Below are 26,502 nucleotides of genomic sequence, written 5' to 3' on the forward strand. Positions count from 1 at the left end.
TCAGCCGTTGCGAATGCGTGGATCAAGCCAGGCAAGCAGCAGATCCGAAATCAGTGTGCCGATCAGCGTCAGCATGCTCATCAGCAGGATGAATGTGCCGGCCAGATACATGTCCTGGGCAAAGAGGGCGTTGAGCAGCAGTGGCCCGGTGATCGGCAGGCTGAGAACGATGGAGACCACCACCGAGCCGGAGACGAGGTGCGGCAGCACCCAGCCGACGGTCGAGACAAAGGGGTTGAGCGCCACCCGCACCGGATATTTCAACAGCAGCCGGATTTCGCTCAAGCCCCGGGCGCGGGCCATGTCGACATAGGGCTTGTTGAGCTCGTCGAGCAGGTTGGCGCGCATGATTCGGATCAGCGCTGCCGTGGCGCCGGTGCCGAGAACGACGACCGGGATCCACATATGCGAAATGAGATCGCCGAGCTTGGCCCAGCTCCAGACAGCATTGATATAGGCGGGCGAAAACAGCCCGCCGGTACTTTGGCCGAAATATTGTGCCGAAACATACATCAGCACCAGCGCCAGCAGGAAGTTCGGGATGGCAAGGCCGAGAAAGCCGAAGAAGGTGGCGAAGTAATCTCCCACCGAATATTGCCGTACGGCCGAATAGATGCCGATCGGAAAGGCCACCGCCCAGACGAAGAGTAGCGTGGTGACCGAGACCACCATCGTCAGGCCCATGCGAGCCCAGATCAGTTCGCTGACCGGCTTGTTCCAATCGAGGGACTGGCCGAAATCGCCGCGCAGCAGGATGCCGCTGATCCATTTCCAGTATTGGACCGCCCAGGGCTGATCGAGGCCGTAGCGTTCACGCAGGCCGGCAATGACGCCGGGATCGATCGTTTCGTTCTGGGAGGCCAGGCGCGCGGTCATCGCGGTCAGGAAGTCGCCGGGCGGCAGCTGGATGATGATGAAGGTCACGACGGAGATCGCGAACATCATCGGGATCATGTAAAGCAGACGTCTGATGATGAAGCCGGCCATGTCAAGCTCCTTCAATCGGCAACCGCCGATCGGATTGGATGATTGGGACTGGGCTGGTGTTGATGGGGTGGCGCCCGCGGACGCCATCCCTGTCGGTCGCGTGCCGTTACTGTTGGTAGTAGAAGGTCTCCGGTTTGGCCGGTCCCGGTGTCATGTAGAACGATGTGCTGGGAATGACCTTCGGGACATTGCGCATATTGGTCTTGACGATGCCGACGCGGTCCGGCTCCAGGTTGGTGCCGATGACGTAGAATTCGTCACGGGTAATCGCCAGCAGCTCCTTCATCGCGGCCAACTGCTTTTCGAGCGTCGGCGCTTCTTGCACCTGCCGGTACAGATCCATCTGCTTCTTGGCAGCGGGGCTCGGTTCTTGCGCGTTCGGATCCTTGGGGTTCTGGTAATAGAGGCCCCAGGCCGTCGCGAAGCTCGATTCATATTCGTGCGGGAAATACCATTTGGGATCGAGCAGGCCGAGGAAGTCGTAGCCACCGCCGCCAACCCATCCAAGGCCGTCATTCTCATTGTTTTGCAGGCGGGAGAAGATCAGCGAACGTTCGGCCGGGCGGGGTTGCATGTCGATGCCGACGGCCCGCCAGTAGTGCTGAATCATCTCGAGGGCGTCCACCTGGATCGGGCTTCCGGTCAAGGCGTCGATCGCAAAGGTAATCCGCTTGCCGTCCTGGCCGAGGCGATAGCCTTCGGCGTCATGTTTGGTAAGGCCGGCCTTGTCGAGATACTGATTGGCGAGATCGACATTATACTCCAGATACTGGGTCGCCATCTTCTCGTCGTAGAGCGCGGTGCCTTCACGCGGTGCTGCCTGATAAGGCTTGGCCTGTCCGGCATAGATCAGCTGGTTGAGCTCTTCGCGGTTGATGGCGTAGCTGAGGCCGATGCGGAAATCCTTGTTGGAAAAGACAGCGCGCAAGGCCGGATTCTTGTGGGTCTGGTTGAGGGTGATCAGCAGGGCGTTCGACCATGCCGGCCGGGCGATGAACAGGCCGTAGCCGCCTTTCTCCTGGTTCTGCACGATCACCGTACGGGCGTCCGTCGTCTCGATGAAGCGGTTCTGCATGTCGATTTCGCCGCTGATCGCCTTCAGGATGATCGCCTGGGTATCCTGCATCACATCGATGGTGATCCGATCGAAGTAAGGCAGCTGGTTTCCTGCGGTATCCACCTTGGCATAGTAAGGATTGCGTTCGGCGACGACCTGGGTGGTGCCATTATAGGGGGCGGTCAACACCCAGGCATCGAGCGTTGGACGGCCGAGATCGCGCCAGCGGCCGGGAAACCCGATCTTGTTGTTGAAGAGCTGGACCCAGTCGGTTGCGCCGGCTGCCTTCACCAGGGCGTCAACGCCATCGGGATTGAAATCCTTGTGGAATTGCTTGAGGTAGTGGGCCGGTGCGGCCGCCAGAATATCGGAGCCGCGCACGGTCGCCATGTTCATCAGGAACAGGCCGTTCGGTGCGGCAAATTTGAAGACGACCTTGTCGTCGGCAAGCTTTTCGACCTTGACGGTCTCTCCGCCGGCGGTCAGCCAGTCGGGTGCTGCAGGCGTGATCTTGGTGTTGCGCAGCACGTTCTCGTTCCACCACACCAGATCGTCCGCGGTAAAGGGCTCCCCGTCCGACCAGCGCGTGCCTTCACGCAAGGTGAACGTATATTCGGTGGCATTGTCATTGACCTCGACGCTCTTGGCGATATCGGGGATCACCTCGGTCCATTCCGGATTCCAGCGGACCAGTCTCGTATAGCCGATCGAACGCTCGATCTCGCTGTCGCCACCGCCAAAGGTGGCCGTGCGCCAGGTGCCGCCATAGGTACCGACCGATTCAAGCGGAGTGAGCACCAGCGGCTCCTTGGGCAAGCGCTTTTCGACCGGCGGCAGCTTGCCGGCATCGACCAGCGCCTTCAGTTCCGGCGACTCCTCAAAGCCGAATGCGGCACCGGCCCAGCCGGCACCCATGAGGATCGCCGCGGCAACGGTCGAGACAACCTGCCGTCTTAAGATTCTGACGTGTTGCATTCTTTCCTCCCAATATTCTGCTCTAGGTTATCGTTAACGTATTCTCCTCTTTCTCGAACGTTATCGTTACCGTTAAATCTTGTCAAAGAGATTCTCGACGCCTTATACTTTGTCAGAGCAGCCTTGGCTTTCCCGGAAATTATGTTAGTTATCGTTATCGTAAATTCCTGCCCCTTCTGAAGAGACAATCCAGTTGAGCCGCCCTAAAGAGCCAGAACCCAAAATTACCATCGCCGATGTCGCCCGCGCCGCAGGGGTGTCGCCGATGACGGTATCGCGCGTGCTCAATGATCGGGGCGGAGCCAGTGCGGAGACAAGTCAACGGATTATTTTAGCGGCGAGCGAACTCAATTACCGGCCCAATCCCTTTGCGCGCGGATTGCGGTCCGATCGATCGAAGGCCATCGGCCTTCTCGTTCCCGACATCACCAATCCGTTCTTTCCCGAAGTCATCAGGGGAGCCGAGGATGCGGCAAGCGCTGCCGGCTACAACCTGCTTCTGTCCAATGTCGTCGAGAACAGCAAGCGAGAGGAAGAACTCATCGAAACGCTGCTGCGGCACCGGGTCGACGGAATCATCGTCTGCAGCCCACGGCTGCCGGATGCCGCGCTGCATAAGGCGCTTGCGCCCCACCGCGCGGTGGTGCTCATCAATCGCGAGGCGCCCAACGAGGTCGCCGGGACGATTGTCACCGACTACGAGACGGGAGCGTCGCGTGCCATCGACCATCTCGTCGAGCGCGGGCGCCGCAGGATCGCGATTATCGCCGGGCCGCGCAGTTCGTTTGGCGGCAAGAGCCGTCTTGTCGGCTTTCGCAAGACCCTGGCGGCCCACGGGCTCAAGGCGCAAGGCATCGTTTATTGCGATCCGACCGCAGCGGGCGGCCAAACGGCGGCCGCGCAATTGCTGGCGGAGGCGCCCGGCGTCGATGCCCTTGTCTGCTACAACGACCTCAATGCGATCGGCGCCATGAAGGCCTGCCGGGCCGCCGGCATTTCGATTCCCGGGCAGATCGCGCTGATCGGTTTCGACGATATTCCGACTGCCGAACTGCTGTCGCCGGCGCTCACCACCTTGCGGGTGCAAAAACGCGAAATGGGGGAGGAAGCCGTGCGTCTGCTGCTCAGCCGCATCGCCACCAGAAACCGTCAGCACGGCATCGTCATCGTGCCCGAGCTCATCATCCGCGAAACAACCTGAACTCCCCGGAGCATGATGCCGAAAAGTGTGAGCGGTTTTCGGACGACATCGTGCTCCAACTCTCAAAGTTTGGAACAGGAGGAATATCCGATGGATATCAACAATCTGCAGTCACTGGCCCTGCCTGAGGAGAAGAAGGCCTGGTTCGTTCACGACCGGTTCGGCATGTTCGTGCACTGGGGGCTTTATGCCCTGCCGGCACGCCATGAATGGGTCAAGAGCCGCGAAGAACTGAACGACGCCGACTACCAGAAATATTTCGACCATTTCGATCCCGATCTCTACGACCCCAGTGAATGGGCCAGACGCGCAAAGGCTGCCGGCATGAAATATGTCGTGCTGACCACCAAGCACCATGAAGGTTTCTGCCTCTGGGATACCAAGGCGACCGACTTCAAAGTGACCAACACGCCTTATGGACGAGATCTGCTGGGTCCGTTCGTCGACGCCTTCCGCGCAGAGGGCCTGAGGATCGGATTCTACTATTCGTTGATCGACTGGCATCATCCCGACTTCACCGTCGATCCGCGCCATCCGCAGCGCAACCATCCCGATGCGCTGAAAATCAACGAAGGCCGGGACATGCAGCGCTATGCCGCCTTCATGCGCGAGCAGGTCCGCGAGTTGCTGACCGAGTTCGGCCAGATCGACATCATGTGGTTCGATTTCAGCTATCCGCAATGGAAGCTCGGGGAGCTGGTCGGAAAGGGCCATCAGGATTGGGAAAGCGAGAAACTCGTGCGTCTGGTGCGCGAACTCGCCCCCGACATCATCATCAACAACCGGCTCGATCTCGCCGGCCTGCAGCCCGACATCGTCACGCCGGAGCAATATATGCCGCGCGCCCGTCCGCTCCGCGATGGCAGGCGCGTTGTCTGGGAAGCCTGCCACACGCTCAGCGGTTCCTGGGGCTATCACCGCGACGAGGACACCTGGAAGAGCACGGAACAATTGGTGCAGATGCTGGTCGGCACCGTTGCCATGGGCGGCAATCTGCTGATGAATGTCGGGCCGACGGCGCGCGGCACGCTCGACCACCGCGCGATTGCAGCCCTTGCCGCTTATGAGGAGTGGATGGCACTGCACCAGCGCAGCATCGTCGGCTGCACCCAGTCCGACTTCACCGCTCCGGCCGACTGCCGCCTGACCCAGAATGGCGATCGTCTCTACATCCACCTCTTCAACTGGCCCTATCGCCATCTGCATTTCGATGCGCTGGCAGGCAAGATCGAATATGCGCAATTCCTGCATGATGGCAGCGAGGTCACCTGGTTGCGCCCATCCGCCAATACGCTGTGGGCGAACACGCAGTTCCCCGTCGGCGAAGATCAACTGACATTCGTCCTGCCGGTGCGTCGACCTCAGATCGTGGTCCCGGTCATCGAGGTCAAGCTCAAGCCAGGGAGCGCGGCTGGCATTCAGGACTAGAGCCTTTCCGGGTTAGATTGAAACATTCTGTTGGCTCAAACGGAGTCGGATGGTCGACCGGCCGGCGCGCGTCGTAGCCCAGCTCTACGGCCAAGCCGGCCGGTCGATCAGCTGGCCCGTTTCAGCCAACCCGAAGGGCCGGGCATCTTTCCGCCAGGATCAAAGGCGATCGGCTCGGACGTACCGGGAGGTATGCCCGTCGCCAATCGCCTCTGCCCTGACGAAAACCTGCTCCGGCAGAATGCTTCAATCTAACCCGGAAAGGCTCTAGCGCGGGTGAGCTGGCTTACCTGAGCGGGCAAGATGGCGCCCGCTCAGGAGAACGGCTCGGTCGATCCCGCCTCCGAATGCCGACAAGGGCTCAGGGATTGGCTGCGGTGGTCCCTACAAAGAACTGGTTGAGTTGCTTCATCTCCAGCGCATGAGCGCGCTTTCTAAGAGCGACGGCCTGTTTGAGCGTCGCTAGTTCATCCGTTATGTCAATGAGATGAGCCTCGGCGACGAGCATCTCCGCTTCGACCCTTCCCTGCTCTCTCAATTGCCAGACGTCCCGGATGCGGAATTGAACAATGATCGTGCCGAAAAGCGCCACGAGCGCGGAGGTCGCCATTGGGAGCCATTGGGGGATAATCGTGCCATAAGCCGAAAATAATGAAGAGAGGCCGCTCAGAACGATGATCCCCAATGTGAGAAAATTCCAGAGATACTGATTCACCCTGGAGGATCGCGCATACCAGTTTCGATGCGTCCGCAGGTCACGCAAAGCCTGCCTTTTGATCTCGACCATATCCGATGGAAGCATCTTTTCTGCTCTCTCTTGATCGATCTCCCGTCTTGCTGCCAAAATCACGTTGATGACAACGATAGTTATCCCGAAGGTAATCATGAACCAGGCGATGTAGTGCAAAGGGACGTCATCGAGAATGACGTTTGGAAAAAACTCAGGTTGAAAAAATTCGATTAAAGCGCCAAGCGATATCAAGAATACAGAAAAGACAACGACTGCTACCGAAAGCATCGCTGCTATATTTCTATATCTACCATTCAGTGTCATTTTCTGCAATTGCGCGGAGTCATCCTCATCCTTTCTGAACAAGTCCATCATCCTATCCTCGACACTGCAGGTTTAACCGCAGTCAACCTTGTGCTACGTCAGAAAGCAAGTAACGTTTGCGAAGAAATACTTTATCGATCGAATTGCAGGCAGCCCTGGGTCCCGTCGATATGTCCGATGCCGCGAGAACCAACCGCCATATCGCCAACGTTCAGGCTGGGATAGCCTCCGCCTCTTGAATCCTGTCGCTTCAGGATAGGCTGATCGCCAGCGGTCGGTCGAGATCGCGGGCAATATATTGCTGGATCTGCCCGACGAGAGCGGGCAGGAGATGGTGCCCGCTCAGGAGAATGGCTCGGTCGGTCCCGCCGCTGGATTGGTGAGCCAGCACGGTCCCTCGTCGGTCATGTACATATGGTCTTCCAGCCGGATCCCGAATTTCCCGGGGAAGACGATCATCGGTTCGTTGGAAAAACACATGCCGGCGGCAAGCGGCGCGTCGTTGCCGCGAACGATGTAGGGTTCCTCGTGGATCTCGAGCCCGAGGCCATGACCGGCGCGATGCGGCAAACCTGGCAGGCGATAGTCGGGGCCGAGGGAGTGTTTGGCAAGCACCTTGCGGGCCGCATCGTCGAGGCTCGAGCAGGCGGCACCGATCCGGGCTGCGTCGAAGACGGCCTGTTGCGCCTCGCGCTCGATCCACCAGGCCCGTTCGAACGCGCTTTCGCCGCCCTCCAGCATATAGGTCCTGGTGATATCGGAATGATAACCGTCGATCCGGCAGCCGGTATCGATGAGAATGACGTCGTCGCGACCAAGGACCTGATCGCCGTCGGCGCCATGCGGAAGCGAGGTCGCCGCGCCGAAGGAGACGATGCAGAATGTCGAGCCGGCATCGGCGCCGGCCTGGCGATGCTGCCGGTCGATGAAATCCACCACCTCGGACGATTTGATGCCCGGCTTCAAAAGCCCATGCACTTGCCTGTGGACGTCAAGCGTCAGGTCCATCGCATACTGAATGAGGGCAATCTCCGCGGCCGATTTGATGCAACGCAGGTCGCGGATCAGCCGCCCGCCATCGGCAAGCCTCGCCGCGCCCATCTCCGCTGCCAATGCATGATAGAAGAAAAGCGGCAAACCATCGTCGAGGGCAAGTCTGCCGCCTTGGGCAACAAGGCGGGCGATGAGAGCGGCGCTGCTCTCCTCCTCTTCCCAGACCAGGATTTCCCCCGGCAGATGCGGCAGCGTTTCGACACGGCTGCGCTCGAACCCCGGCACGATGTAGGAAATGGTCGCTTGCGTGACGAGCGCGCCGAGGAACCTCTCGCTCGGATGCCAGACCAGCCCCGTGAAGTAACGCAGGCTTTCGGTCGGTCCAAGAAGCACGGCAGCCAATCCTTCGGCTTCGATCATTTTGCGAAGCCTGGCGAGGCGGTTCTGCCGTTCGTCCTCAGTTATGCGGGGTACCGTATGCTGCCATGACATGTTGTCTTCCTGCTTTTCCTGCGCTTCCAGATCGATGAAGCCCTCGCCTTGCAGCGGGGATCTTGAACCGACACTAATGCCGCTGTAGGCAATATGTCGACATGAAAAATGAGGAGATGGCGATGGCGGTCGAATACACCATACCGGGCATGCTGATACGCGATCATATGGTCGACGTTCCCCTGGATTGGTCGAAGCCGGAGGGGGAGACGATCCGGGTTTTCGCACGCGAAGTATGCGATCCCGCCCGCCGTCGTGAAACATTGCCGTTGCTGGCTTTCCTGCAAGGCGGCCCTGGCGGAAAATCGCCGCGGCCGAGCAATGGCGGGCCGCCATGGCTTGCCGAAGCCCTGAAGACGCACCGCGTTATCCTGATCGACCAGCGCGGCACCGGGCGCAGCAGCCGGATCGAAAGTGCGACGATGGAGCACTTTGCCGACGGCAGGGCCGCAGCCGACTATCTCACCCTCTTTCGTGCCGACAGCATCGTTGCCGATTGTGAACATCTGAGGAAAACCGTCTTCGGCGGCGGACGCTGGCAGACGCTCGGCCAGAGCTATGGCGGCTTCCTGACGCTTACCTATCTCTCGAAGGCGCCGGAGGGACTTTCCGCCTGTTATGTCACCGGCGGCCTTGCCGGCCTTGGGGCGACGGCCGATGATGTCTATCGGCGCACCTAACCGCGCGTCGCCGAAAAGAACGCCGCCTATTACCGCCGCTACCCCGGGGATGCCGAGCGCATCGGCCGGATCGCCGACTATATCGAGGCCAACGAGGTGCGGCTGCCCGATGGCGATCGCCTCTCCGTTCGCCGCTTTCAGACTATCGGCATCGATTTCGGCATGGCGCCGGGTTACGAGAACATCCATTGGCTGGTCGACGAGGCTTTCTCCGGTCCCAATGAAGACCGTCTCTCTGATCGCTTCCTCGCGTCGGTGATGTCGCTGACCTCCTATGACGACAATCCGCTCTTCGCCGTTCTGCAGGAAAGCATCTATGGCCAGGCCGGGACGCCGACTGCCTGGGCGGCCGAACGCATCCGCGCCGAGCATCCGGCCTTTGCCGGCGACCGGCGGCCGCTGCTGTTGACGGGGGAGATGATGTATCCCTGGATGTTCGAGGAAATTCGCTCGCTCAGGGCCTTCAGGGCGAGTGTCGAGGCGCTGGCCACGCATGAGCGCTACGTGCCGCTCTATGCCCCGGCACGTCTCGCGGCAAATGAGGTGCCGGTCGCCGCCGTCATCTATCATGATGACATGTATGTCGATGCCGGGCTTTCGCTCGAAACGGCGCGCCACGTCGCCAACGTGCAGGCATGGGTGACCAACGAATTCGAGCACGACGGTGTCCGCCAATCGGCGGCTGTCCTGCGCAGGCTGATGACCTTGGTCAGGGAGCAGAGCGGCCCCCTCGCCTCCTGAGGCTCGAACGGTTCATTGCTCTCGTCGCATTAGGACATGCTGATCGCCACCGGCCGGTCCAGATCGCGGGCGATATATTCCTGGATCTGGCGAACGATCTGCCCGGCGTGGGCGATCGCCAGACGGTCGGCCCGCTCGACGTCACCGGCCTCGATCGCGGCGATGATCTCCTCGTGTTCGTCGACATACTGGCGCGGCAGACGGTCGTCGAATGTCGAGTAGTAAAGGCGCAGGATGCGGCGGCCCTCGTCGAGCAGCCTGGCGAAGAAGGCGGTGTAATAGGAATTGCCGGCAAGTTCGGCAATCGCGACGTGAAATTCGCGGTTCGCCTCGATCATCGCATAGGCATCGCGCGCGGCAACGGCATCGGCGAAGTCCTTCTGATGCCGGCGAACAGTCTTCATGATCTCGCCGTTTCGCCGTTGCGCCGCGCCGCGGGTCGTCACCCGGTACATCAGCGTCAACGCTTCGAAATAGGTGGGCAGGCTTGCGAAATCGATTGTCGCAACGATCGTGTTCCTGTTCGGCAGCGTCGTGACGAGCCCGTCGGCGGCGAGCCGCAACAGCGCCTCGCGAATGGGAGTCCGCGACATCCGGAAACGTTCCGACAGGCGCACCTCGTCGAGCGGACTGCCGGGTTCCAGCGCCATCGACAGGATTTCCCGTCTGAGCGTCACATAGACGCTCTGCGTGCCAGAGCCGCGCACCCGCACATTTTCCGCGTCGTTCCGCATTCGTCCGCCCTCTTTCGTTAGAGCCTTGTATTTCGTTTCGGCCGATTCCCGCAATGTCGGTCTTCGGTGGCCTCAAATTTGTAAGCTCACATCATTGAATCTTGTCGACAGTTTGTATATAAGGCAACTAATTTCAACGAGGCTCGATCAATGACCACAGGATGGAAGGGCGTATTTCCCGCCGTAACGACACAGTTCAATGAAGATCTTTCCGTTGATCTGCCCTCGACTCAGCGCGTCCAGGACGCGCTTGTAAACGATGGCGTCAATGGACTGATTGTCATGGGCACATGTGGCGAGAACAACTCGCTGGATCCCGAGGAGAAGCGCACGATCTTGAAAGCTGCCGTCGAGGTCGTCAACGGCCGCGTTCCCGTGGTGACGGGCGTGTCCGAATTCGACACGCGCCGTGCCGTCGCCTATGCTCGCGACGCCGAAAAACTCGGCGCCGACGGCCTGATGCTGCTGCCGGCCATGGTTTATGTGCCGAAGCCCGAAGAGTTGATTGCACATTTCCGCACCGTCGCCGAAGCGACCTCGCTGCCGACCATGCTGTACAACAACCCGCCGGCGTACCGCGTCAATATCGGCGCCGATGTGCTGAAGGTGCTTGCCGACGTGCCGAACATCAAGGCGGTCAAGGAAAGCGCGCCGGATCCACGCCGCTTCACCGATCTCATCAATGAATTCGGCGATCGTTTCGATATCTTCGCAGGTCTCGACGACGTAGCGCTTGAAGGCCTGATGCTCGGCGCCAAGGGCTGGGTCTCCGGCCTGACCAGCGCCTTCCCGGAGGAATCCGTGCAGCTCGTTGCCGCCGCCGAACGCGGTGACTGGGAAGAGGCCCGCAAGATCTATCGCTGGTTCATGCCGCTTCTGCACCTCGATGCCGAACACGATCTCGTGCAGTCGATAAAGCTCGCCGAGCAAATCATGGGCCGCGGCTCAGAACGCGTTCGCATGCCGCGCCTGCCGCTTTCGGGCGCCCGCCGCGCCGAAGTCACCGCCATGGTCGAGAAGGCTGCCGCCACGCGTCCCTCGAAGATCCGGCAGGCCGCCTGATCAACGAGGCCGGCGACCCCGCGGTTGCCGGCCTTTCCGTGTTTGCAGTTCAGGCGAGCGCCAGCGACCGGCCGCTCGCCGGATCGAACAGATGCATCTGGTTCATGTTGAACGAGAGCGGCATCGTCGACATCGGCCTGGGCCCGCTCTCGGGATCGATGCAGGCGCATAGGCTTGCCTCGCCGATGCCGAAATAAACCATGGTCTCCGGCCCGAGTGGTTCCACAAGATCGATCTTCGCTTCGATGTCGGCATAACCAGGACGGGCCTGGCGGTCGGTGATCGATTCCGGCCTGATCCCGAACACGACTGATTTACCGGCATGGCTGGCATAGTCGCCGGCGCGCGTTTCCGGCACTGCAAGCTCGCTGCCGTCAGTCAGTTTGACGACGAGGCCCTTCTCTCCTGATAGCAGCGTCGCGGACAGGAAGTTCATCGACGGTGAGCCGATGAAGCCGGCGACGAACTGGCTGACCGGCCGATGATAGAGTGCTTGCGGCGGTCCCGCCTGTTCGATGATGCCGCCATTCATCACCACGACACGATCCGCCATGGTCATCGCCTCGACCTGGTCGTGCGTGACGTAGACGGTCGTCGTCGGCAACAGCTGGTGCAACCGCTTGATCTCCGTGCGCATCTGCACGCGAAGCTTGGCATCAAGGTTGGACAATGGCTCGTCGAAGAGAAAGACTTTCGGATTCCGCACGATGGCGCGCCCCATCGCGACGCGCTGACGCTGGCCGCCCGAAAGCTGGCCTGGACGCCGGCCGAGCAGCTCGCTGATATGCAAGGTTTCCGCCGCCCTGATGATACGGGCGTCGATCTCGCTCTTGGCAAGCTTCTGCTGCTCCAGGCAGAACGAAATATTCTCCCGCACCGTCATGTGCGGATAGAGCGCGTAGTTCTGAAAGACCATGGCGATATCGCGTTTGCCCGGGCCAAGCCGGTTGACGACCTGGTCGCCGATCACGATCTCACCGCCGGTAATGTGTTCGAGACCCGCGATCATGCGCAATGTCGTCGATTTTCCGCATCCCGACGGACCTACGAAAACGACGAATTCATTGTCTTCGATGTCAAGGCTGATGCCGCGCACGGCCTCGTAGATGCCATAGGACTTGACGATGCTCCTGAGTTCCAGCCGTGCCATGGTTTTCTCCTAGACCTCCTGCAACCAGATCGCCATCGCTCCGGACTCGCGATTGGCCCAGAGGTGATAGGGGATCGCCGTGAAGGGCCGCTCCTTTAGCGAGGGAGGCGCGGTGCGATAGAGCGCATTCTGCCAATCGGCTATATCGGCTTCGAGCGCAGTGCCTTCGAGGACGGTCGCTCCGCCGAGAAGCGCGGCATCGTAACGGGCAGAAATTTCCTCAGATGCCGGCAGGCGGAGCCGCTGCGGCTCGCCGCCGAGGTCCGTCTCCTCGATGCAATAGACGACAGGCCCGCGCCGCAGTGCGACGCGTCCGCCGTCTTCGGAGACGGCAGGATGCGCGTAGATGCGCTCGACCGGCATCGAGAAGCCGATGCGGACCTCGTCACCATTGCGCCATTCCCTTGATATTGCGGCATAACCCTTCGTCACGCATTGATCGAGATCGACGGCAGCACCGTTGACCGAGACCTGCGCCTGCCTGCACCATCCGGGGATGCGAAGACGAAGCTGAAACCGGCTTGGCCGCTCGACGGCCAACCGCAGGCTGATGTCGCCATCCCAGGGATATTGCGTCTCCTGGATCAGGCGCACGAAGCTGTCGCCGACTGTCAGCTCGGCGGAATTGGTGCCGTAGAGATGGACGGCGAGCTCATGATCACCCGTGGAATAGAAATATTGGCCGAGCGACGTGATGAAACGGGCAATGTTGGTCGGGCAGCAGGGGCAGTAATGCCATTTCCACCGGCGGTGCTGCCCGTGGCTTTCAAGGACGTTCTCATAGAAATAATGCTCGCCGTCGCGCGAGATGCCGGAAAGCGCGCCGTTGTAGAGCACCGTTTCCAGCCTGTCGGTGAACTTGCTATCGAGATCGACCTGCGCCATGCGATGGCTCCAGAAGCCGAGCGCGACGGCTGCGCATGTCTCGGCATAGGCTGTCTCGTTCGGCAGGTCGAATTCCCGGGTAAACCCTTCATTGGATGCCGACGGGCCAAGGCCGCCGGTCACGTAGAGCTGGCGGCTGACCAGATTGTCGAAAAGCCGGTCGCAGGCTTCCTTCAATGTCGGATCGTCATTTTCATGGGAGAGATCCGCCATCGCAGAAAACAGGTACATGGCGCGGACCGCATGGCCGACGACCTGGTGCTGGTCGCGCACCGGCATATGGGCCTGGCTATAGGCATATGTCTTGTAGACGTAATCATCAGGGCTCTCGCCGCGCTTGCGAGCCTCCTCGTCGTAATATGAGGGCATCCGGCCACGTTCGTCGACGAAGTAGGTCGCAAGCTTCAGATGCCGCGGATCGCGCGTCACGCGATAGAGCTTGACCAGCGCCAGCTCGATTTCCTCATGGGCATCGTAACCTCTGAGCTTTCCGGGCTCCGCGCCGAAGGTGGCGATGATATGGTCGACGGCGCGGATCATTACATCGAGGAAACGACGCTTTCCCGTCGCCTCGTAGTAGGCGACAGCGCCTTCCAGCAGGTGGCCCATCGAATACATCTCGTGCAGGTCGCGCAGGTTGGTCCAGCGCCTGTCCGGCGCGCGGCGAATGAACCAGCTGTTGAGGTAGCCATCCGCCATCTGCCCTTTTTCGAGCTTTGCGACGATATCATCGATCTTCGTTTCGAGCGCAGCATTCGGGTGAGCCTTCAGCGTGTAACTTGCGGCCTCGATCCATTTACCGAAATCGGAATCGAAGAAATGCTGCATCGACAGTCCGCTCGGCTGGATCGGGCGCACCAGCGGCCCGGCCGGCTTGTCAAAATCGAGCACCTCGAGGAAGCCCTCTTCTTCCAGCCGCTTGTGCTGCGTCGGGATGGTGACGTTGCGGACCGTCTCCGTCCAGCTCTGCCAGAAACCGCCATGGAATACGACGCTGGAATGGTCGGCGGGCCTGTATCGCTGCCGTCCCGCAGCGCGTGCCGGTTGAAAACGAGGTGAGCTGGTCATGAGGACTCCTGAGCGGAACGAGCGCCGTTACTTCACGGCGCCGGCCGTTAGGCCGCGCACGTAATATCGTTGCAAGAGAAGGAAAAGCAGGATGCACGGGACCATGGTCACGGCTATGCCGGCCTGAAGTGCGCCCCAGTCGATAATGCCGTAGATGCCCGACGAAACATTCACCAGCATGATCGGCAGCGTGAACTTGTTCTGGTCGGACAGAAAGATGAGGGCGGCGAGGAATTCGTTCCAGGAATTCAGGAAGGCGAACATCGCAACGGTGGCAACACCGGGAAGCGCGATCGGCAGCATGATCCGGCGCAGGATCGTCGCCTGCGACGCGCCATCTATCCGCGCCGCTTCAATCAGCGCCTTCGGCACCGCATCGAAGGCGTTGCGCATCATGAAAACGGAAAAGGGAAGCTGGAAGGTCACATAGATCAGCACCAGGCCGAAAAGGCTATTTTGCAGCCGGAAGACTTTCAGGATCAGGAAAAGCGGCGTCAGGATCGACTGGAACGGGATCATCATCGTCGCCATGATCAGCACGAAGAGCAGTGACTGACCGGGAAAACGGAATTTCGAAAAGCCGTATCCCGCCGGCACCGAGACGAGCACCGTCAGGATCACCGTTCCGGCAGCGATCAGCACCGAATTGCCGGCATAGACGTACCAGCCGGCGCCGACATGTTCGAGACGGCGGTAGTTTTCGAGCGAGAAGGCTTTCGAGAAGAGCGCTGCCGGATCGGCAAGTGCTGCGGCCGCGGGCTTGAAGGAATTGGCAAAGGACCAGACGATCGGCATCACGAAGAAGACGGCAAAGACGCATGCCGTCAGAACGAAGGCGAGATAACCGAGCCGCTCGCTCGCCGGCTTCGCTGCGAGCTTGTGGTTGAGCCGTTCCATCAACCCTCCTCCGGCCGCTGGCGCAGCAGGACGAACTGTATCGCACTGATCGCCACCAGCACGACGAGCAGGGCAAAGGAGATCGCCGAGCCATAACCGAGACGGTAGGATGAGAACGAGGCGAGATAGATCGAGAAGACCGCGGAGATCGTGCTGTTCTCGGGGCCGCCCTGGGTGATGATGAAGAACTGGTCGAAGGCCAGCATCGATGAGGTGACGTTGAGGACAAGCGCCAGGACGACCGAATTCCTCATCAAAGGCAGCGTGATGCGGCGAAACCGGCTCCAGACGCTGGCGCCGTCGATCCTGGCCGCTTCGATGACATCGTTCGAGATGCCCTGAAGGCCGGTCAGAAGGATGATCATCGTGAAGCCCGCTGTTTTCCAGACGACCATCAGGATGACGACGCCGAGTGCCGGCCAGAAACTTTCGAGCGGCCTCGGCGCGCTGTCGATGATGCCCGCTCCGCGCAGCAGCTGCGCAAAGACACCGCTATCGGGATTGAGCAGCCACATCCACAATGTCGAGGCCGCCCCGAAGCCGATGACGACGGGCATGAAATAGATCGTGCGGAAAAAGCCGGCGATCCGCAGCGGCCGGTCGACGAGCAGCGCCAGAGGAAAGGCCACCAGGAAGATCGCAGCCGTGACCAGCACCGTGTAGAGCAGCGTGAAACCCAGGGAATGCCAGAGCTGGGTATCGCCGATCAGCTCGGCATAGTTGGAAAGGCCGATGAATTTGGTCCGGCCGAGAAGCGGCCAGTTGTAGAAGCTCATCCAGACCGTCATGACAAGCGGCACGAGGAAAAGCACGACGATGAACAGCAGGCCCGGCAGGATGAAGGCAAGGCCAAGCCAACCCTTTGGCTCCGGTTCTCCGGTCGCGACTGCGCGCCTCCGGCTGCGAAGTGTCGAGGATATCACCGCAACTCCTCCTTCCGCTTGAAAGTCGAGATGTGAAAGGGACCGCAGGGCATCCGCGGACACCCTGCCGAAACGTGTCAGCTTAGTTCGGATTGGTGCGTTCGAGGATACGGGTGAAGTCGGCCTGCGTCTTGGCGATCGTTCCGTCGACGTCGTCACCGAAGATCGTGCCCTGGATCAGATTGAGGAAGGGCCCGGTGCGGCTGACGAAGAGTTCGTCGGACGAAAATGTGTAGGGCGTGCGCGCCTTGGCGAGGATATTGTAGGCGACGAGATTGCGCTGGTCGAACTTCGCATAGGCTTCCGCTGCGAGGTCGGTGCGCGACGGCATCCCCGATTCCTGGGTGATGTAGACCTGCTGCTCGGGCTGCATGTAGAAATTGACGAAGTCGAGCGCGACTTTCTTCTTCTCTTCGCTGATGCCCTTGATCAGGGAAAGCGTATCACCGCCGGCAAAGCTCGATTCACCGCCCTTCGGCCCGGGGATCGGTGCGACGGCGAATTTCACGTCGGGATATTTGCTGGTCAGCAGATTGACGATGTAGGAGCCGGTCATCAGGATGCCGACCTTGCCCGAGGCGAAGGCCTCGACGGCATTGTTGCCGTTGCCGGAACGCGAGGTCGGATGGATCGCACCGGCCTTCCACATATCGCGATAGGCAGCGATGGTCTCACGCAGCGCCGGCGTATCGACCGTGGCGCTGCGGCCGTCATCGCTCAGCACATCGGCATTGGCGGCCCACAGATGCGGCAGGAAGTCGTAGATCAGCCAGCTTCCCGAATTGGCGACGAAATAGAAGCCATAGGTCTCGTTGCCGAGCGCGGCGATCTTCTTAGCGTCGGCGGCAATCTCCTCCATCGATGCCGGCGCCTTGTTCGGATCAAGGCCGGCCTTGGTGAACAGATCGGTATTATAAGCAATGATCGAGGCATCCGGCAGGGCCGGCACGCCGTAGATCTTGCCGTCATAGGTGGCAAGACGGATGTGCGACGGGCTCATGGCCGCGGAATACGGCAGGCCCTTCACGAAGTCGGAGATATCCTCGAGACCGTCCGCGGCGGCAAAGGTCGGGAGATATATCAGGTCGAGCACGGCACCGTCAGGAGCCGCGCTGCCGGCAATCGCCGCACCCAGTTTCGGCACCATCTGCTCGGCCGTGATCTGGGTGACATTGACCTTGTCGGAGTGCGAGGCGTTGTATTTGTCGGCCAACCCCTGAAGGACGGCGCCGGACGACGTGCGCACCCATAGGGTGATTTCTTCGGCGCTGGCGAGAGAAGAGCTTGCCAGCAGTGCAAGAGCGGTGATCGTCGTTTTCAGTCGAAGCATGCTTGTTCCCCTTTTTCTCGTTCAGGCCCAAGGCCATCGGACGAAATGAACGTTAGATCAGAAATTTTTTGATGTCGACAGTCTGTGTGCATAAATCTGATGTGCGGTTGATAAAACCTTTTAACAGCTCATTCTTTTCTGCTAAAAGCTTTTATCATGGATCGAACACGAGGCAGATCTTGAAGAATACGGGCGATCGCAGACGGACGATTTATGACGTGGCAAAGGCTGCGGGCGTCAGCATTTCGACGGCGTCAAACGCACTGAACGGCACCGGCCGGACGAATGCCGAGACGCGCGAGCGGGTTCGGCGCGTGGCGGAGGAGATCGGATTTCGGCCTAATGCACTCGCTCGTGGGTTGCTGAGCAAGCGAAGCCATGCGATCGGCATGCTGACGAACGACACCTATGGGCGACTGACGCTGCCGATGGCGGCAGGGGTATCGGAGGTACTGGTCGATCACGGCGTCTCCGTCTTCCTCTGCGCCACCAACAATGATCCACGGCTCGCCCAGTTGCACCTGGAGGCGCTTCTCGACCGGCAGGTCGACGGCATCATATTCACCGCGACGCGCCTCGACCTCACGCCGCCAGTCCAGTTGTCCCGCCTGCCGATACCCGTCGTCTACGTCTTTGCCGAGGGGCCGGCTGACAGCGTCACCTTCTTTCCGGATGACGAACAGGGCGCCCGCCTCGCCGTCGATCACCTGAAAGAGCTCGGTCGATCGCGGATCCTCCACATCACCGGGCCGCGGGATTATCTGGCCGCTCGCATCCGTGCCCAATCCTATCTCGACGCCTGCGGCGACGGTGCCGAAGCGATGTTCGGCGACTGGTCGGAGGAATGGGGTCACGAAGCCGTTCAGACGGTGTTTGCCCGGCCCGGCGCAAAGCCCGACGCCATCTTCTGCGGCAGCGACGAGATCGCCCGCGGGGTCATCGACGCGCTGCGCGACCTTAATGTGGAGATTCCCACGGATGTCGCCGTGGTCGGCTTCGACAATTGGGAGGTCGTCGCACGGCAGACGCGACCGCCGCTGACCACCATCGACATGGAGTTGAAGGAACTGGGCCATCGCGCCGGCCTGGCAATCCTCGGCCTCTCCAAGGGTGAACCGGTCCCTGCCGGCATCACCAGATTGCCGTGCCGTCTGGTCGTGCGGCAGTCTTGCGGCAGCCCCCTTCAATCCGACTGAAAACGACGGCAACGAACAGAGACACCGCGGCGCCGTCGCTATTATCTATCCGTGGAATTGCCGGAACGGGTCAGGCTGTTGCGGCTGACCAGCGACGGTATCTGGAAAATATGCTCGGAAGCGGTGCGGCCTTCTATTCTGGAAATGAGGGCCCGGGTTGCGACCTGACCGAGTTCCCTGCCCGACTGATCGATGCTTGCGAGATTGACGAGGCCGAGTGCTGCGGTCGGGGAATTGTCGTATCCGATGACGGCCAGATCTTCGGGCACGCGCACGCCCATCTCCATAGCCAGGCTCAGAAGGGTGATCGCGTCGAGATCGCTCCAGCAGAATACGGCGCGCGGCCTGTCCTTCCTCGACAGGAATTTTCGCATCGTCTCTTCCCGCTTCGGCGAAGCAATGGGAATTTTGCCGATCGCTGGCGAGGAGCCGAGCCCGCCACGCTGCATCGCCCGGCGAAACCCGATCTCACGCTGGCGTACGACGGAGACCGCGTGCCCCTGGCGCTCGCCAAGGCTCAGCATTTCGATGTCGCGATAGCCGCAGGCAAGAAGCGCTTCGACGGCGATCTCCGCTCCGCGCTGATCGTCGGCATTGACGGTATCGAAGGCCGTAGCGCTGGCATCATGGTAACCGACCGCGACGATCGGTATCTGGACTGCGAACTTTGCGAGGATCTCCGAGGGCAGACGCGGCGCAACGAGGATAAGGCCGTCCATCTTGTAGTCGATCATCGATTCGATCAGCGACGTCTCCAGCTGCACGCGCGCATCGCTGACGCCGATCATCGCCTGGTAATGCGAAGGCGCCAGCACCCCGTTCACGCCGGCAATCACCTCCGGAAGGAAAGGATTGCGGATATCGATCAGGAGCACTCCGATGGTGAAACTCCGGCCACGCAGCCCTCTAGCTGCCCGCGAGGGGCGATATGCGAGTGCCTCGATGGCATCAGTCACCCTTGCGCGCAGCGCATCACTGACGCCGTAGGCATTTCGCATCACCTTGGAAACCGCTGCGACCGATACGCCTGCGTGAGTTGCCACCGTCCGGATCGTCACGCGATCGTTTCGTTGCAGCTTTTGTTTTTCTTCGATTGACATGAAATCTCTGGCTTGCTGCGGATCGTCGACATCGCCCGCAGAACCACCATGGCAGACTGGCAACGAAAATTCTATTGCGCTTCCGAAGAAAATGTAGAACGTTATATGGAGAACGTTCTACAACTCGTCGGGAGGACTTGATGAACTTTCAGCCGGCAGCCATCAGCGGCAACCTCGTTTCGCGTGCCTGGTCCGGGGATATGATCGCGCCACTATCGGATGGCGGTCAGGGAACGGCCGCAAGCTTCGTCTCCAAGACTTTCGAACATGATGGCGCCAAGCTTCCCGTCGAGCTCTTTATATCAGCACTTGGCCTCTACCGCTGCTTCATCAACGGCGTTCGCGTCGGTGACGACCTGTTGACCCCAGGTTGGACGAACTACGACGATCGCCTTGCCTATCAGCGATACGACGTCTCCAACCTGCTCAAGCCGGGTCTCAACCGGATCGAGATCTGGCTTGCCGACGGATGGTATCGGTCGCCTTTGATGTGGGGCGCCCAGGCGATCCCGAATTGCTGGGGCGACAGGATCGGCGCTATTGCGGATCTGATCGGACCGGATGGCACTGTTCTTTCCACCGACACCTCATGGCGAAGCGGCCTTCTGCCGATCCTGAAATCCGGAATCTACTTCGGCGAAATCTACGATGCCCGCCAGGAAAACTACTTGGAGAGCCATGGCACCGAGAGATTGCCCTTCGACAGGGCGCTGCTTGTCGCGCACGAAACGGCTGCGGTGCGCGAGTTGCCGCCACTTGCCGCTGTCGAAAGCTGGACCGACGATGAGGACAGGACCGTCTACGATTTCGGCCAGAATGCCGGCGGCTATGTCAGATACAAGGTGCGCGGCGCTGCCGGCGCCGAAGTCCGGGTGGAGCATTCGGAGGTACTCGGCCCCGATCGTCATTTTGACAATCGCAACTATCGCACGGCCGAGGCACATACCGTCTACACGCTGCGGGGAGACGGCGATGAGACCTTCGCACCGCATTTCACCTTCCACGGCTTCCGTTATGCCCGGGTGACGATCAAGGGCGATGCGAAGATCCTCGCAATCGCGTCCATCCCGATCTCGTCGGTGCCTGAGCCCGCCGCCGGTTTCACCTCCGGCAATGCGCTGGTCAATCGCCTCGTCGAGAATACCATCTGGTCGCAGCGTGCAAATTTCGTCGAAGTACCAACCGATTGCCCGCAGCGCGATGAACGCTTGGGCTGGACGGGCGACGCCCAGGTATTTGCCGCAACCGCATGCTGGCTGAGCGACAGCCAATCGTTTCTCAGGAAGTATCTGCGCGATGTGATGGCTGATCAGCGCGAGGATGGCGCCGTCTCGCACTTTTCACCGGATCCGACCCGCTTGCATCCGGCCAATTTCCCGGGCTATGCCGGCTCGACCGGCTGGGGCGACGCGATCATCGTCATCCCCTGGGTACTCTACACCCATTACGGCGACCGGGCCGTCCTGTCGGAGTGCCTGGATTCCATGGTGCGCTGGGTCGATTTCGTCTGGTCGATCTCGGATGGTCCGCTTGTGCGTCCGCCCTCGCGTTGGGGCGACCGCGGCTTCACCTTCGGCGACTGGCTGCAGCCGGTCGGCGACAATCGAAAACCTCGCCCGACGATTGCTGACGACTGCGCGGCCACGCTTTACCACTTCATCTCGACCGACCTTCTGGCAAAGATCGCAGCCACCCTCGGCGAGCATGCGCTTGAAGAGAAGATGAACCAGCGCGCAAACGAGATCCGGCGGACATTCGCCAACGAGTTCATCACGCCGGCAGGACGGCTCGCACACAACGACCAGACGTCCTATGCCCTGGCCTTCCTCCACGACCTGATACCGGCGGAGCACACGCAAGCCGCACAGCAGCATTTCCGGCAGGTGATCATCGATGCAGACTACAAGATCGGCACCGGTTTCATCGGCACGCCCGCCCTGCTGCCGGCGCTGACGAAGCTCGGCATGGACGATCTGGCCGAAAAGGTCTTCCTGCAGGAGGATGTGCCGGGCTGGCTCTACCAGGTGTCAAAAGGGGCGACGACGATCTGGGAGCGCTGGGATTCCATGGCGCCTGACGGCACCATCTACGAACCTGATATGAACAGCTACAACCACTATGCCTATGGCGCGGTCTGCCAGTGGCTGTTCGAGAGCGTCGCCGGAATTTCGCCGAGCCCAAGCGCCCCCGGATTTGCCGAGGTGATTGTCGATCCGGCGCCGATTCCGTCCCTTTCGCCGGTTTCGGCCTATCATGATATCAGCCAGGGACGCATCGAGGCCGGCTGGCAGTGCGACGGCAACAAGGTCACCTATGTGCTGACCCTTCCGGAGGGCTGCATCGGCCGGTTCCGGCCCGGAAAACGGCATCAAAACCCGTCGCTCGACGGAGAGCCTGTCGTCGAGGAAGCCATTCTTCCCTCCGGGACGCACCAGCTGGTCTTTTCCCTACCCAATTCTTGAGGAGCATACACGTCACACCGTTCAGAGGAGGAACGTCATGACACATCGGATAAAACTCATTCTTGCGGGCGCGTCCGCGCTTTTGGCACTGGTCGCGGCTGGCCCGTCGCATGCAGACACCACGCTGTCATTCCTGATCGACAACAACCCGGACACCGTCGCGGCAGCCGAGGCACTCGTTGCCGCCTATCAGGCAAAGGCACCCGACGTGACGATCGAAATCGAGCCGCGAGCCGGTGGCGGCGAAGGCGACAACATCATCAAGACGCGCCTGGCGACGGGGGAGATGTCCGATGTGTTTCTCTACAATTCCGGCTCGCTGCTACAGGCGCTGAAGCCGACACAGACGCTTGTCGATCTGAGCGGACTGTCGTCGCAAGCGAAAGTCGACGAAAGTTTCAAATCGGTCGTCCGTGCCGATGGCAAGATCTATGGCGTTCCCTTCGGCACGGCGATGGCGGGAGGGATCCTCTACAACAGGAAAATCTACCAGGACCTCGGCCTCTCCGTCCCGAAGACATGGGCGGACTTCATGGCGAACAACGCGAAGGTCAAAGCATCAGGAAAAGTCGCCGTGGCGCAGACCTATCGCGATACCTGGACCTCGCAGCTGTTCGTTCTGGCTGACTATTACAATCTGCACGCGGCCGTGCCGAACTTCGCCGCAGACTATACCGCCAACAAGGCAAAATACGCAGAGACGCCTGCAGCCCTGAAGGGCTTCGAACGGCTGAAGGACGTTCACGACGCCGGTCTGATGAACGAAGATTTTGGCGCGGCAAGCTACGATGATGGCCTGAGAATGGTGGCAACCGGCGAGGCAGCGCATTATCCGATGCTGAGCTTCGCGGTCGGCGCGCTCAAACAGAATTATCCCGAAAACCTCAACGATGTCGGCTTTTTCGCGCAGCCAAGCGACGACGCCGCAACCAACGGCTTGACGGTCTGGATGCCGCCAGCCCTCTACATTCCCGTGACCAGCCAGCACGCCGAGGAAGCGCGGAAATTCGTCGATTTCGCCGGAAGCGTCGAGGCCTGCAAGATCATGGTGGAAACCAATGCCGTTCAGGGACCTTCCCTGATCAACGGCTGCGACCTGCCAGCTAGCGTACCGCCTGCGATAAAGGACATGCTCCCCTATTTCGAGGCCAAGGACAAAACGACCCCGGCGCTGGAATTCGTGTCGCCGATCAAGGGACCGGCTCTTGAGCAGATCACCGTCGAAGTCGGCTCCGGCATTCGCCAGCCGGCCGACGCGGCAAAGCTCTATGACGATGATGTGCGCAAGCAGGCCAAGCAGCTCGGTCTTCCCAACTGGTAGCGGTCTTTCGGGTCAATTAACCTCGCTCCTAAAGGGGCGAGGCTCCACCCGATCGAAGAGGTAGTCATGACCGAGACACGCCCCCGCTCGCGCAAATCGCCCTACCCGCTGTGGTTTTTCATTCCGGCCGCAATCATCTACGGCGTGCTGTTTCTGGTTCCCACGGTATCCTCTCTCTGGTTCAGCCTCACACGCTGGGATCTTTCGACCGCCGAATTCATCGGGCTCGAAAACTTTCAGCAGTTCTTTTCCGAACCATTCCTGGTCAAGGGACTGGTCAACACGCTGATCTATGCCGTGACGACATGCGGCCTGAAGACGGTCTGCGGGTTGCTGCTTGCCGTGCTGCTGACCAGCAATATCTTCGCCCGCGGCTTCCTGCGCACGCTGGTCTTCTTTCCCGTCCTGGTCTCGACGATCGGCATCGGCATCACCTTCACCGTGATGATGCATCCGACCAAGGGCATCATCAATGTCACGCTCGAGACGCTCGGCATTCCCGGCCCAGGATGGCTCACCAATCCGGCGCTGGCGCTTTTTTCGGTGGCTTTGGTCGATGTCTGGAAGGGTGTCGGCCTTGCAACCCTGATCTTCATCGCCGGGCTTGCCGCGATCAGCCCCGATTATTATGAGGCCGCGAGGATCGACGGCGCCACGCGTCTCCAGCAATTTTTCCGGATCACCCTACCGCTCGTGCGTCCCGCCACCGTCATCGTGGTGACATTGTCGTTGATCGGCGGGCTTCGATCCTTCGATCTGATATGGGCCATGACCCGCGGCGGGCCCGGTTTCTCCTCCGATGTGATCGCCTCGGTCATCTATAAGCAGTACCAGGCGGGTTTCTACGGCCTGTCGACGGCCGGAAACGTCATCCTGTTCGCGCTGATCGCCATAATCATCCTGCCATTCACCCTGTGGTTCAACCGGCGCGAGGTCGAGGAATGAGAAGCGTCCGCCCTTACGTGACCGGCGCGATAGCCCTTGCGGTGACGGCCGTCATCTTCGTGATGCCCTTCGTTTTCGTCGCTCTCCAGGCGGTCAAATCGAAATCCGAAGCCTCTCGCCTCGATTTCGAATTGCCCGAACATTGGCTGTTCTGGGATAATCTGGCCGCCGTGTTCAAGGCGCGCGACTACCAGCTCGCGCTCGCCTATTTCAACTCCACGCTGATCACCGTGGTCTCCGTCACGATCCTGATCCTGCTGTCGGCAATGGTCGGATATGTGATGCAGCGCCGCAAGACCGTCTGGAACAAGGTGGCCTCCATTGCCCTGTTCATGGGTCTGATGATGCCGCCGGCTGTCGTGCCCACCATCGGCCTCTTGCAGGAGATCGGTCTCTTCAAGACCATGACCGGGATGATTCTGATCCAGGTCGCCTATAATCTCTCGTTCTCGACATTGCTCTACCGGTCATTCATTTCGACCATACCGCGTGACCTCGACGAGGCGGCGCTGATCGATGGCGCCAAGCCCCGACAGATTTTCTTCAGAGTAATCCTGCCGTTGCTGAAGCCGGTGACCGTCACCAACGTCGTCGTCCAGTCGATCGCGATCTTCAACGATTTTACCAACCCGCTCTACTACCTTCCCGGCAAGGAGAACGTAACCGTGCAGCTGACGCTCTATAATTTCCAGAGCATGTATACGAGCCAGTACAATCTCCTCTTCATGAATATCCTCCTCGTGACGATCCCGCCGCTGATCGTCTTCATCTTCTTCAACCGGCAGATCGTCGCCGGCATGACGGCCGGCGCAGTAAAAGGGTAACCGAATGGCTGAGCTCACTCTCAAGCAAGTTCGCAAGAGCTTTGGCGCCCTTGAAGTCATCAAGGGAATCGATCTGGAGGTTGCCTCCGGCGAGTTCGTCGTTTTCGTCGGCCCGTCGGGATGCGGAAAGTCGACGCTGCTGCGGATCATCGCCGGCTTGGAGGAAACGACATCAGGCACGCTGACCATCGGCGGCAAGGAGGTGACCTATGCCGAACCCTCCGAGCGCGGTATTGCCATGGTGTTCCAGAGCTACGCGCTCTACCCGCATATGACCGTGGCCGAGAATATCGGCTTCGGCCTTTCACTCGCCCGCCGCCCAAAGGCCGAAATCGCCGCCAAGGTCGCGGCGACGGCCGAAACGCTGCAGCTCACCCAGCTGCTGGAGAGAAAGCCGAAAGCACTCTCCGGCGGCCAGAGGCAGCGCGTTGCCATCGGCCGCGCGATTATCCGCGATCCCAAGGTCTTCCTGTTCGACGAGCCGCTCTCCAATCTCGACGCTTCGCTCAGAGCCCAGATGCGTCTTGAGATCGCCGATCTGCACGCCCGCCTGAAATCGACGATGATCTACGTTACCCACGACCAGGTCGAAGCCATGACGATGGCAGACAAGATCGTCGTCCTGAACGGCGGTGCGGTCGAGCAGATCGGCAGTCCGATGGAACTCTACCGCAATCCCGCGACACCCTTCGTCGCCGGCTTCATCGGCAGCCCGAAGATGAACCTCTATGGCGGCGAGACCGCGCGGCGAATGAACTGCGCAACCTACGGCATTCGCCCGGAACATATCAGGCTTTCGGAAGGTGCCGGGCAGTGGAAGGGCAGGATCCGGCATCTCGAGCGGCTTGGCGCGGACGCGATCCTCTACCTCGACGTCCCCGAACTCGGTGAGATGGTGGTGCGCGCCGAAGGCGAGACGCCATTTGCGCCTGGAATGACAGTCTGGGCAAATCCGGTCGAAGGAGCGGAACATCGGTTCTGAGGCTAACGCCTGCCC

20 protein-coding genes and 1 pseudogene are annotated in these 26,502 nt (G+C 60.4%); 10 read left to right on the forward strand and 11 right to left on the reverse strand.

What is annotated here, in order from left to right; genetic code table 11:
• Both ACD590_RS34490 and ACD590_RS34495 read right to left on the reverse strand, forming a co-directional pair.
• On the reverse strand, positions 1–987 hold the full coding sequence (locus ACD590_RS34490; protein WP_018246741.1) for an ABC transporter permease: 987 nt from the start codon (positions 985–987) through the stop codon (positions 1–3).
• A gap of 106 nt (positions 988–1,093) precedes the next feature.
• Complete coding sequence (locus tag ACD590_RS34495; RefSeq protein WP_439004343.1) at positions 1,094–3,019, reverse strand: ABC transporter substrate-binding protein; 1,926 nt, start codon at positions 3,017–3,019, stop codon at positions 1,094–1,096.
• Positions 3,020–3,212: 193 nt separating this feature from the next.
• Between ACD590_RS34495 and ACD590_RS34500 the strand changes: the two genes are divergently transcribed.
• Both ACD590_RS34500 and ACD590_RS34505 read left to right on the forward strand, forming a co-directional pair.
• A complete protein-coding gene (locus tag ACD590_RS34500) occupies positions 3,213–4,220 on the forward strand; it encodes a LacI family DNA-binding transcriptional regulator (RefSeq protein ID WP_080671757.1) in 1,008 nt (335 codons plus the stop codon).
• 15 nt (positions 4,221–4,235) lie between these two features.
• Positions 4,236–5,648 (forward strand): alpha-L-fucosidase, encoded by a 1,413-nt coding sequence (locus ACD590_RS34505; protein WP_439004344.1) that lies wholly within the window; start codon positions 4,236–4,238, stop codon positions 5,646–5,648.
• Between the two features lie 361 nt (positions 5,649–6,009).
• Here the strand turns inward: ACD590_RS34505 and ACD590_RS34510 are convergent, their stop codons facing one another.
• Positions 6,010–6,750, reverse strand: a complete 741-nt coding sequence (locus tag ACD590_RS34510) for a DUF4231 domain-containing protein (protein ID WP_018246736.1) — start codon at positions 6,748–6,750, stop codon at positions 6,010–6,012.
• Between the two features lie 294 nt (positions 6,751–7,044).
• Positions 7,045–8,187, reverse strand: coding sequence for a M24 family metallopeptidase (locus ACD590_RS34515; protein ID WP_018246735.1), 1,143 nt, complete (start codon positions 8,185–8,187; stop codon positions 7,045–7,047).
• 122 nt (positions 8,188–8,309) lie between these two features.
• Here ACD590_RS34515 and ACD590_RS34520 point away from each other — a divergent pair.
• Positions 8,310–9,608: pseudogene (locus ACD590_RS34520) on the forward strand (alpha/beta fold hydrolase).
• A gap of 29 nt (positions 9,609–9,637) precedes the next feature.
• On the opposite strand, the gene ACD590_RS34525 reads toward ACD590_RS34520, so the two are convergent.
• The gene (locus ACD590_RS34525) at positions 9,638–10,342 is read right to left on the reverse strand and encodes a GntR family transcriptional regulator (RefSeq protein WP_018246734.1); all 705 of its coding nucleotides are present in this window, start codon (positions 10,340–10,342) and stop codon (positions 9,638–9,640) included.
• Between the two features lie 150 nt (positions 10,343–10,492).
• Between ACD590_RS34525 and ACD590_RS34530 the strand changes: the two genes are divergently transcribed.
• Positions 10,493–11,404 carry a dihydrodipicolinate synthase family protein gene (locus ACD590_RS34530; protein WP_439004345.1) on the forward strand — a complete coding sequence of 304 codons (912 nt, stop codon included), beginning with the start codon at positions 10,493–10,495 and terminating at the stop codon, positions 11,402–11,404.
• A gap of 49 nt (positions 11,405–11,453) precedes the next feature.
• Here ACD590_RS34530 and ACD590_RS34535 read toward each other — a convergent pair whose 3' ends face one another.
• From ACD590_RS34535 to ACD590_RS34555, 5 genes are all read right to left on the reverse strand, one after another.
• Positions 11,454–12,554 carry an ABC transporter ATP-binding protein gene (locus tag ACD590_RS34535; RefSeq protein WP_439004346.1) on the reverse strand — a complete coding sequence of 367 codons (1,101 nt, stop codon included), beginning with the start codon at positions 12,552–12,554 and terminating at the stop codon, positions 11,454–11,456.
• Between the two features lie 9 nt (positions 12,555–12,563).
• On the reverse strand, positions 12,564–14,507 hold the full coding sequence (locus tag ACD590_RS34540; RefSeq protein ID WP_439004347.1) for a glycoside hydrolase family 127 protein: 1,944 nt from the start codon (positions 14,505–14,507) through the stop codon (positions 12,564–12,566).
• Positions 14,508–14,534: 27 nt separating this feature from the next.
• Positions 14,535–15,404: a carbohydrate ABC transporter permease gene (locus ACD590_RS34545; RefSeq protein ID WP_247264098.1), complete on the reverse strand. Its 870-nt coding sequence runs from the start codon at positions 15,402–15,404 to the stop codon at positions 14,535–14,537.
• Positions 15,404–16,327 (reverse strand): carbohydrate ABC transporter permease, encoded by a 924-nt coding sequence (locus ACD590_RS34550; RefSeq protein WP_247264099.1) that lies wholly within the window; start codon positions 16,325–16,327, stop codon positions 15,404–15,406. The genes ACD590_RS34545 and ACD590_RS34550 overlap by 1 nt, the downstream gene beginning before the upstream one ends.
• A gap of 82 nt (positions 16,328–16,409) precedes the next feature.
• Positions 16,410–17,657: an ABC transporter substrate-binding protein gene (locus tag ACD590_RS34555; protein ID WP_247264100.1), complete on the reverse strand. Its 1,248-nt coding sequence runs from the start codon at positions 17,655–17,657 to the stop codon at positions 16,410–16,412.
• 179 nt (positions 17,658–17,836) lie between these two features.
• Between ACD590_RS34555 and ACD590_RS34560 the strand changes: the two genes are divergently transcribed.
• Positions 17,837–18,853, forward strand: coding sequence for a LacI family DNA-binding transcriptional regulator (locus ACD590_RS34560; RefSeq protein WP_247264101.1), 1,017 nt, complete (start codon positions 17,837–17,839; stop codon positions 18,851–18,853).
• Positions 18,854–18,894: 41 nt separating this feature from the next.
• Here ACD590_RS34560 and ACD590_RS34565 read toward each other — a convergent pair whose 3' ends face one another.
• Entirely contained in the window at positions 18,895–19,953 is a 1,059-nt protein-coding gene (locus tag ACD590_RS34565) for a LacI family DNA-binding transcriptional regulator (RefSeq protein ID WP_247264102.1), read from the reverse strand.
• Positions 19,954–20,093: 140 nt separating this feature from the next.
• On the opposite strand from ACD590_RS34565, the gene ACD590_RS34570 reads away from it, so the two are divergent.
• The 5 genes from ACD590_RS34570 (at position 20,094) to ACD590_RS34590 (ending at position 26,487) form a co-directional block, all read left to right on the forward strand.
• Positions 20,094–22,415 carry a family 78 glycoside hydrolase catalytic domain gene (locus ACD590_RS34570; RefSeq protein WP_439004348.1) on the forward strand — a complete coding sequence of 774 codons (2,322 nt, stop codon included), beginning with the start codon at positions 20,094–20,096 and terminating at the stop codon, positions 22,413–22,415.
• Between the two features lie 37 nt (positions 22,416–22,452).
• Complete coding sequence (locus ACD590_RS34575; RefSeq protein WP_018446097.1) at positions 22,453–23,736, forward strand: ABC transporter substrate-binding protein; 1,284 nt, start codon at positions 22,453–22,455, stop codon at positions 23,734–23,736.
• A 66-nt stretch (positions 23,737–23,802) separates the two neighbouring features.
• Entirely contained in the window at positions 23,803–24,681 is an 879-nt protein-coding gene (locus ACD590_RS34580; protein WP_247264104.1) for a carbohydrate ABC transporter permease, read from the forward strand.
• Positions 24,678–25,505: a carbohydrate ABC transporter permease gene (locus ACD590_RS34585; protein ID WP_439004349.1), complete on the forward strand. Its 828-nt coding sequence runs from the start codon at positions 24,678–24,680 to the stop codon at positions 25,503–25,505. The genes ACD590_RS34580 and ACD590_RS34585 overlap by 4 nt, the downstream gene beginning before the upstream one ends.
• Before the next feature lie 4 nt (positions 25,506–25,509).
• Positions 25,510–26,487: an ABC transporter ATP-binding protein gene (locus ACD590_RS34590; RefSeq protein WP_247264105.1), complete on the forward strand. Its 978-nt coding sequence runs from the start codon at positions 25,510–25,512 to the stop codon at positions 26,485–26,487.
• The last annotated feature ends 15 nt before the right edge of the window (positions 26,488–26,502 follow it).

Source organism: Rhizobium sp. 862_C5_N1_2, assembly GCF_051811205.1.
Lineage (GTDB): Bacteria > Pseudomonadota > Alphaproteobacteria > Rhizobiales > Rhizobiaceae > Rhizobium > Rhizobium leguminosarum.